The organism is Immundisolibacter sp., from assembly GCF_028696615.1.
Classification (GTDB): domain Bacteria; phylum Pseudomonadota; class Gammaproteobacteria; order Immundisolibacterales; family Immundisolibacteraceae; genus Immundisolibacter.
Genome location: NZ_JAQVGQ010000143.1, coordinates 1 through 7,207 on the forward strand (window position 1 = coordinate 1; position 7,207 = coordinate 7,207).

General features: G+C 68.9%; 7 protein-coding genes and 3 pseudogenes. 3 read left to right on the plus strand and 7 right to left on the minus strand.

Going from position 1 to position 7,207, the window contains the following annotated elements; all coding sequences use genetic code 11:
• A pseudogene (locus tag PHC73_RS09790) lies at positions 1-348 on the plus strand (phosphodiesterase); the annotation flags it as partial.
• Between the two features lie 72 nt (positions 349-420).
• On the opposite strand, the gene PHC73_RS09795 reads toward PHC73_RS09790, so the two are convergent.
• The 6 genes and pseudogenes from PHC73_RS09795 to sdhC form a co-directional block, all read right to left on the minus strand.
• Entirely contained in the window at positions 421-1,149 is a 729-nt protein-coding gene (locus tag PHC73_RS09795; RefSeq protein ID WP_300127341.1) for a class I SAM-dependent methyltransferase, read from the minus strand.
• Positions 1,130-2,227 carry a cell division protein ZapE gene (zapE, locus tag PHC73_RS09800; protein WP_300127343.1) on the minus strand — a complete coding sequence of 366 codons (1,098 nt, stop codon included), beginning with the start codon at positions 2,225-2,227 and terminating at the stop codon, positions 1,130-1,132. Before zapE ends, PHC73_RS09795 begins: the two co-directional genes overlap by 20 nt.
• A 6-nt stretch (positions 2,228-2,233) precedes the next feature.
• Positions 2,234-2,932: pseudogene (locus PHC73_RS09805) on the minus strand (succinate dehydrogenase iron-sulfur subunit); the annotation flags it as partial.
• A gap of 253 nt (positions 2,933-3,185) precedes the next feature.
• Positions 3,186-4,979 (minus strand): succinate dehydrogenase flavoprotein subunit, encoded by a 1,794-nt coding sequence (gene sdhA, locus PHC73_RS09810; protein ID WP_300127348.1) that lies wholly within the window; start codon positions 4,977-4,979, stop codon positions 3,186-3,188.
• A gap of 5 nt (positions 4,980-4,984) precedes the next feature.
• A complete protein-coding gene (sdhD, locus tag PHC73_RS09815; protein WP_300127351.1) occupies positions 4,985-5,374 on the minus strand; it encodes a succinate dehydrogenase, hydrophobic membrane anchor protein in 390 nt (129 codons plus the stop codon).
• Complete coding sequence (gene sdhC / locus PHC73_RS09820; protein WP_300127354.1) at positions 5,374-5,760, minus strand: succinate dehydrogenase, cytochrome b556 subunit; 387 nt, start codon at positions 5,758-5,760, stop codon at positions 5,374-5,376. The genes sdhD and sdhC overlap by 1 nt, the downstream gene beginning before the upstream one ends.
• 229 nt (positions 5,761-5,989) lie before the next feature.
• Here sdhC and dksA point away from each other — a divergent pair, with 229 nt between their 5' ends.
• Both dksA and arsC read left to right on the plus strand, forming a co-directional pair.
• Positions 5,990-6,415: an RNA polymerase-binding protein DksA gene (gene dksA, locus PHC73_RS09825; RefSeq protein WP_366949850.1), complete on the plus strand. Its 426-nt coding sequence runs from the start codon at positions 5,990-5,992 to the stop codon at positions 6,413-6,415.
• A gap of 16 nt (positions 6,416-6,431) precedes the next feature.
• Positions 6,432-6,779 carry an arsenate reductase (glutaredoxin) gene (gene arsC, locus PHC73_RS09830; protein ID WP_300127357.1) on the plus strand — a complete coding sequence of 116 codons (348 nt, stop codon included), beginning with the start codon at positions 6,432-6,434 and terminating at the stop codon, positions 6,777-6,779.
• A 112-nt stretch (positions 6,780-6,891) separates the two neighbouring features.
• Here arsC and metG read toward each other — a convergent pair.
• Positions 6,892-7,207, minus strand: a pseudogene (metG, locus tag PHC73_RS09835) (methionine--tRNA ligase); the annotation flags it as partial.

Consider the following 7,207-nt stretch of genomic DNA (forward strand, 5'->3'; position numbering starts at 1 on the left):
CCGCAGCTGCTGCAGCGCCTACGCCTGCCGCTGGCGGGCGAATCGCGCCTCGCCTTGGTGCACGCCAAGCCGGATCAGCGCGAAGCGCTCGGCGCCGAGCTGGCCGACTATCTGGGTGAGCGGGCAACCGTCTACGACGGCCGGCAGTTCATCGAGGCCGGTTTTTTCGGCCCCGGCGAACCGCACCCGGCGCTGGCACAGCGCGTCGGCGATTTCGTGGTGGCGATGGCCGACGGCTGGACGTTGCGCGACCGTCTGCCCGGCGAGCGGCCGTTCATGCCGGTTGGCGTGCACGGCGGGCTCAGCGATGCCGAGCGCTGGGTGCCGCTGGCGGTGTTCGAGTCCTGACACGCCGGCGAGCCGAAAAATACCGTCGACGGATTTTTTCGGCCTTTCCCCAACTGCCCACGTCAATGGGTCTCAGCCACCGGTCAGGTACACGTCGAAGCGCACCGCCCGGCCCTTTAAGGCGAGGCTCACATCCGGCGCCAGCGCCGGCGCATGCAACGGCCGCTTGACCACCACCCGCCGCCGCGCGCGGGCGCGCGCCAGCGCCAAAAGCTCCATGCCGGTGTCGTCCTCGCCGGCCAGCTCGCGCAGCAGTTGCAGCTCGCGCCGCGGCAGCGCGGTGCGGCCCTCGCCGGGGAACATGGGGTCGAGGTAGACCACGTCGGGGGCGGGCAGCGCCGGGTCGGCCAGCACGCTGCGGGCGTCGGCGAGGCGCAGTTCGAGTTTGCCCGGTGGCGGCACGCCGGGCGCACGGGCCAGTGCGTCCTCGACCAACGCGTGGATCACCGGCACGCGCTCGCAGGCCAGCACCTCGAAACCCGCCCGCGCCAGGCGAAAGGCGTCGGTCGCCAGACCGGCGGTGAGGTCGAGCAGCCGCGCCGGGCGCGCCTTGACGCGCGCAGCGCGCAGCAGTTCGCCGCCGCCGTGCTGGCCGATGTGCGAGAAGTCCACCCGCAGCGGCGTCAGGCGCCGGCCCGGCGCACGCAGTTCCAATCCGTGCGGATCGTAGGCCAGCAGCAGCGTGGCGGCCGCTTCGCCCTCGACCAGCGGCAGGCACAGGCGCGCGGCCAGTGCCGCGGGCCGCGCGTCGCCCGCGGCGGCGAGCACCGCCAGCGGCTGCTCAGGCGGCGCGTCGGCCACCCGGCCAGGCGTCCGACTGCATCTGGATCAGCCGACTGACGGTGCGCTGGAACTCGAAGCCGATGCGCTCGCCCTGGTACAGCTCGGCCGGCGGGGCGGCGGCCGACACGATGAGATTCACGCCCTGGTCGTACAGCACGTCGATCAGGTTCATGAAACGGTGCGCCACGTCGTACTCGTCTGCCGCCAGACGCGGCACGTTCGACAGCAGCACGGTGTGAAAACGCTCGGCGATGTCGAGGTAGTCGAGCGCGCTGCGCGCGGTGCGGCACAGGGCGTCGAAGTCGAACCACGCCACGTCGCTGCCGCGCCGGCGCACCGCAATCACCCGACCGTTGACCTCGAGCGGCGCGGTCTTGTCGTGCTCCGGCACCAGATGCCGGAACGCCGCCGCCATGCCGGCCTCGGCCTGTGGGCCAAGCGGCGTGAAGTAACGGCGCACGTCGTGCAGCGCGCGGCGCCGGTAGTCGGTGGGACCGTTGAGTTCGATCACGTCGAGGCGCTCTTTCAGCAGCGCGATGGTCGGCAGGAAGCGCGCCCGCTGCAGGCCGTGCAGGTACAGGTCATCCGGCCGGCGGTTGGAGGTTGCGACCACGAATACGCCGCGGCCAAGCAACGCCTTCAGCAGCCCGCCGAGCAGCATGGCGTCGGCCACGTCGTGCACCTGGAACTCGTCGAAGCACAGCACGCGCGCCTCGGCCGCCCAGTCGGCGGCGATACGCGGTAGCGGGTCCGCCATGTCACCCAGGCGACGGCGCTGCGCATGCACGGCGCGCATGAACTCGTGGAAGTGCAACCGCCGCTTGTGCTCGCCCGGCAGGCAGTCGAAGAACAAGTCCAGCAGATAGCTCTTGCCGCGCCCGACGTCGCCCCATAGATAGGCGCCAGCCTTGGGCGGCGGTGCGTTGCGCGCGGCGAGGCGGGCCAGCCAGCCGCGCCGCGGCGGCTGGTTGATGGCATGCCAGAGGGCATCCAGCCGCGCGACGGCGGCTTCCTGCAGCGGATCGGCGACGAAACCCGACCGCCTGGTCTCCCAGCGGTAGCGGGCCAGCGGCGTGGTCGGAACCGCCTGCAACATCGCCCTTTACAGGTGGCGCTGCACCAGCCGCTTTTTGATGTCGGCGATGGCCTTGGCGGGGTTGAGGCCCTTCGGGCAGGCGCTGGTGCAGTTCATGATGGTGTGGCAGCGGTACAGCCGGAACGGGTCTTCCAGCTGATCGAGCCGCTCGCCCTGCGCCTCGTCGCGGCTGTCGATGATCCAGCGGTGCGCCGCCAACAGGCTGGCCGGGCCGAAGAAGCGATCCGAGTTCCACCAATACGACGGGCAGGAGGTGGAGCAGCAGGCGCACAGGATGCACTCGTAGTGGCCGTCGAGCAGGGCGCGGTCCTCGTGCGACTGCCGGTACTCGCGCCCCGACGGCGGCGGGGTCTCGCTTTTCAACCACGGCTCGAGCGCGGCGTACTGGGCGTAGAAGTGCGTCAGATCCGGCACCAGGTCTTTGATGACTTCCTGGTGTGGCAGCGGGAAGATGCGGATGTGCGCGCTGCGGCAATCGGCGGTCGCCTTGGTGCAGGCCAGCGTGTTGACGCCGTCGATGTTCATGGCGCACGAGCCGCACACGCCCTCGCGGCAGGAGCGGCGGAAGGTGAGGCTGCCGTCCTGGCGGTTTTTGATGTGCAGCAGGGCGTCCAGCACCATCGGGCCGCAGTCGCCGGTGTTGACCTCATATCGCTGCGTGCGCGGCGGCTGGTCGGACTCGGGGTCGTAGCGGTAGATCTCGAACACCACCTTGCCGGCGGCCGGGGTGCCCCCCGGCTGCGCAGCCAGCTGCTCGCGTTCGACGCGGGCTTTTTCCGCCATCTTGTCGGTCCTCAGCGCAAAGGGGAGCGCCGGCGATGCCAGCGCTTCCTGATTGGGGCAGGATGCTCCAACGTCGATCGAGCGCATGAGCGCTCGATCGAGGCAGCCCGTCGCGGGCGTGTACCGCGACGGGGCGAACTGAAAAATGCCATGGACGGCATTTTTCAGCGCTCCATCAATACACCCGCTTCATGGGCGGGATGGGGGCGACCTCGTCGGTCAGGGTGTGCGTGGTCACGGCGCGGTAACCCAGGCGCACCTGACCGCTCACCACGTCCGGCACCCAGGCCAGCGAGTGCTTCATCCAGTTGACGTCGTCGCGTTCCGGGTAGTCGTCGCGGGCGTGGGCGCCACGCGATTCCTTGCGCTCGGCGGCGCAGTCCATGGTGGCCAGCGACACCGTGAGCAGGTTTTCGAGCTCGAGCGCCTCGACCAGGTCCGTGTTGAACACCATGCCGTGATCGGTAAGACCGATATCGGGCAACATGGCGGCCGCTTCGCGGATTTCCTTCACGCCCGCCTGCAGCGTGTCTTCCTTGCGGAACACCGCGCAGCGCAGCTGCATGGTGCGCTGCATACGCTCGCGGATCTCGGCCGGCGAGTAGCGGCCCTTGGCGGTGCGCGTGCGCTCGAAGCGCTCGATGCCACGGCGCCCGGCCTCGGCGGTGATCTTCGGCTCCGGCAGCGTCGGCAAGGTGTCCTTCAAACGCAGCGCCGCGGCGCGGCCGAACACGATGATGTCGAGCAGGCTGTTGGCGCCCAAGCGATTGGCGCCGTGCACCGACACGCAGGCCGCCTCGCCGATGGCGAACAGGCCCGGCACCACGAAGTCGTTGCCGCGCTCGTCCTGGTTGATGACTTCACCGTGGTAGTTGGTCGGGATGCCGCCCATGTTGTAGTGCACGGTCGGCAACACAGGAATCGGCTCGCGCGTCACGTCCACATTGGCGAAGATGCGCGCCGTCTCGGAAATGCCGGGCAGGCGCTCGTGCAGCGTGTCGGCACCCAGGTGTTCCAGGTGCAGCAGGATGTGGTCCTTGTTGGGGCCGCAGCCGCGGCCTTCCAGGATCTCCACCGTCATGGCGCGGGAGACGACGTCGCGCGAGGCGAGATCCTTGGCGCTTGGCGCGTAGCGCTCCATGAAACGCTCGCCGAGCGCATTGGTCAGATACCCGCCCTCGCCGCGCGCGCCTTCGGTGATCAGACAGCCGGCCGGGTAGATGCCGGTCGGGTGGAACTGCACCATCTCCATGTCCTGCAGCGGCACGCCGATGCGCGCCGCCAGCGCCATGCCGTCGCCGGTGCAGATGTGCGCCGCGGTGCAGGACTGGTACGCCCGCCCGTAGCCGCCGGTGGCGAGCACCACGGCGCGGGCGAAAAAGCGGTGCAGGCGACCCTCGACCATATCGTAGGCGACCACGCCGATCACCCGGCCGGCGGCGTCGGTCATCAGATCGACGGCAAAGAACTCGACGAAGAACTGCGCCTTGTGCTTCAGCGACTGCTGGTACAGCGTGTGCAGCATGGCGTGACCGGTGCGATCGGCGGCGGCGCAGGTGCGCTGCGCCGGCGTCTTGTGGTCGGCCTGGTACTGGCCGCCGAACGGCCGCTGGTAAATCTTGCCGTCCTCGGTGCGCGAGAACGGCATGCCGGCGTTTTCGAGCTCGATCACCGCCGCGATGGCCTGCTGGCACATGTACTGGATGGCGTCCTGGTCGCCCAGCCAGTCCGAGCCCTTGACGGTGTCGTAGAAGTGGTCGCGCCAGTCGTCGTCCACCATGTTGCCGAGTGCGGCATTGATGCCGCCCTGCGCCGCCACGGTGTGCGAACGGGTCGGGAATACCTTGGAAAGGCACGCCACCGACATGTTCTCGGCCGCCATGCCGAAGGTGGCGCGAAGGCCGGCGCCGCCGGCGCCGACGACCACCACATCGAAGCGGTGATCGGTAATCTGCTGCTCGCTGCTCATAACACTCACTGTCCGAACATCACGCGCAGCACCGCCAGCACCGCCACGGTGCCCAGGCCCACGGTGAACACCACAAGGCCAATCAGCGCCGCCAGGCTGCGCCCGGGCACGTGGATGTAGTCCTCGATCAGCACCCGGCTGCACAGGTAGGCGTTGATCATGGCAATCACAAAAAACAACAGCACGAGGCCGCCGGTGCAGGACGCGGCGAGCCAGGCGCGCGCCTCCTCGAGCGTCACGCCACCCGCCGACAGGCACAGCAGCTGCGCCAGCAGCACGGCGCCCAGCACGATCAACGCCGCGGCGGTCAGGCGCTCCCAGAAAAACGCCCCGGTGCCGGTGCCGGCCGCACCATGACCGCGCGCCAGCGCGCGCGGCGAGCGAAACTGCGTCATCAGGCGGCCCTCATGGCAAGGTAAAGCCACACCAGCAGCGTGGCGGCGGCCGAACCGAACAGCGCCAGGCGGCCGGTCAGGCGCGCGGTGGCCAGCTCGAAGCCGTAGCCGAGATCCCAGGCGAAGTGGCGTATCCAGTGCGCGGCATAGAAAAACGCGCAGAACGTCCAGCCGAACAACATGACCTTGCCGATCACGCTGCCCCACAGCCCGGACATGGCGTCGAACAACGGGCCGCCGTGGGCGATGGCCAGCAGCCAGACGGCCAAAAACACCAGCCCGATCAGCAGGGCGGCGCTGGCGGCGCGGTGCAAAATGGAAGTGTAACTGCCGATCAGCGGTCGGTAGATGGTGAGGTGAGGCGACAACGGCCGCGGTTTGCCCATGCGGCAGACTCCCTTGCTGGATACGCTTGCGTTATGCGTCACACGCCGTCGCCATGCCCGGCTGCAGCCGCCCACGGTCACCGAACGTGGCCGCCGAGTTTACCACGCCAACCGGCAACGCCGACCGGCGTTTGGTCGCAACCGGGTCATGCATTAGAATGCCGCGCCCTCGAAATCCGCCCCCCGGCCGCCGCGCAACAGACCGGCGGCGCAGCTGGAGTCCCGCGACATGGGGATCACCGAATCGCCTCAGAAAACCTTCGCTCCGTACCAGCCCAAGCCGGGCGAGGAGTACATGAGCGAAGCGCAGAAAGAACATTTCCGGCAGATCCTGCGCGCCTGGCGCGACGAGCTGGCTGCCGAGATGGATCGCGCCCGCCACCGCATGCAGGACGAGACCATCAACTACCCGGACCCGACCGACCGCGCCACGCAGGAGTCCGAGATGACGCTCGAGCTGCGCACGCGTGACCGCGAACGCAAGCTGATCCGCAAAATCGAGGAAACGCTCGACCAGATCGACGCCGGGGAGTACGGCTACTGCGAAGCGTGCGGGGCCGAGATCGGCCTGCGGCGACTGGAAGCCCGGCCCACCGCCACCTTGTGCATCGACTGCAAGTCGCTGGCGGAAATCCGCGAGCGGCAGATGGGCTGAGCCCGCCGAGCACGCCATGCCGATCCGCCTATTCCACAACCCGCGCTGTTCCAAGTCGCGCCAAGCGCTCGCGCTGCTGCGCGAGCACGGCGTGGAGCCAGAGGTGATCGAATACCTCAAGCAGCCTCCGACGGGGGCCGAGATCGAAAAACTGCTCGAGTTGCTTGGCATGGAGCCCCGGCAACTGATGCGCAGGGGCGAGGCGGCCTACAAGGAGCTGGGTCTCGACGATCCGGCCCTGACGCGGGCGGCGTTGATCGATGCCATGGCCGAACACCCGATCCTCATCGAGCGCCCGATCGCCACCGACGGCGAGCGCGCCGTGCTGGGGCGTCCGCCGGAAAAGGTGCTGGAACTGTTGTGAGCTTGGGAAACGCTGATTTATTCAGCGTTTTCCGTCCGGGGCAGGATGCCCCGGCCCGAATCAAGGGCTAAGCCCTTGATTCACGGAACGTCGCGCAGTACACGCCCGCGGCTCAAGCGGACTTGCCGGCCGCCAGAATCGCCGCGACCGCCTTCGGATCGACGCGCGTCAGCAGCGCCTTGTATGGCGCGACGGGGTGACCCAGCAGCGGCCGCCGGCGCGTGGCCCAGGCAAGCGGTGCACCGAGGAGTGCTTCGACGTCCGCCGCCAGGCGCGGCAGCACGGGTTTGAGATAAACCATCAGCAGCCGGAACAGGTTCAGCGCCTGCGTGCACACGCCGTGCGCGTCCGGCAGATGCGCCGGGTCCTTGACCAGCGTCCATGGCGCGGCGGCGGCGATGTACTCGTTGGCCCGATCGGCGAGCGCC

Excerpts from the sequence above, each read along its gene's own strand:
- zapE (WP_300127343.1), bottom strand. The coding sequence starts at position 2,227 with ATGTTGCAGGCGGTTCCGACCACGCCGCTGGCCCGCTACCGCTGGGAG.
- sdhA (WP_300127348.1), bottom strand. The coding sequence starts at position 4,979 with ATGAGCAGCGAGCAGCAGATTACCGATCACCGCTTCGATGTGGTGGTC.
- sdhC (WP_300127354.1), bottom strand. The coding sequence starts at position 5,760 with ATGGGCAAACCGCGGCCGTTGTCGCCTCACCTCACCATCTACCGACCG.
- sdhD (WP_300127351.1), bottom strand. The coding sequence starts at position 5,374 with ATGACGCAGTTTCGCTCGCCGCGCGCGCTGGCGCGCGGTCATGGTGCG.
- dksA (WP_366949850.1), top strand. The coding sequence starts at position 5,990 with ATGGGGATCACCGAATCGCCTCAGAAAACCTTCGCTCCGTACCAGCCC.
- arsC (WP_300127357.1), top strand. The coding sequence starts at position 6,432 with ATGCCGATCCGCCTATTCCACAACCCGCGCTGTTCCAAGTCGCGCCAA.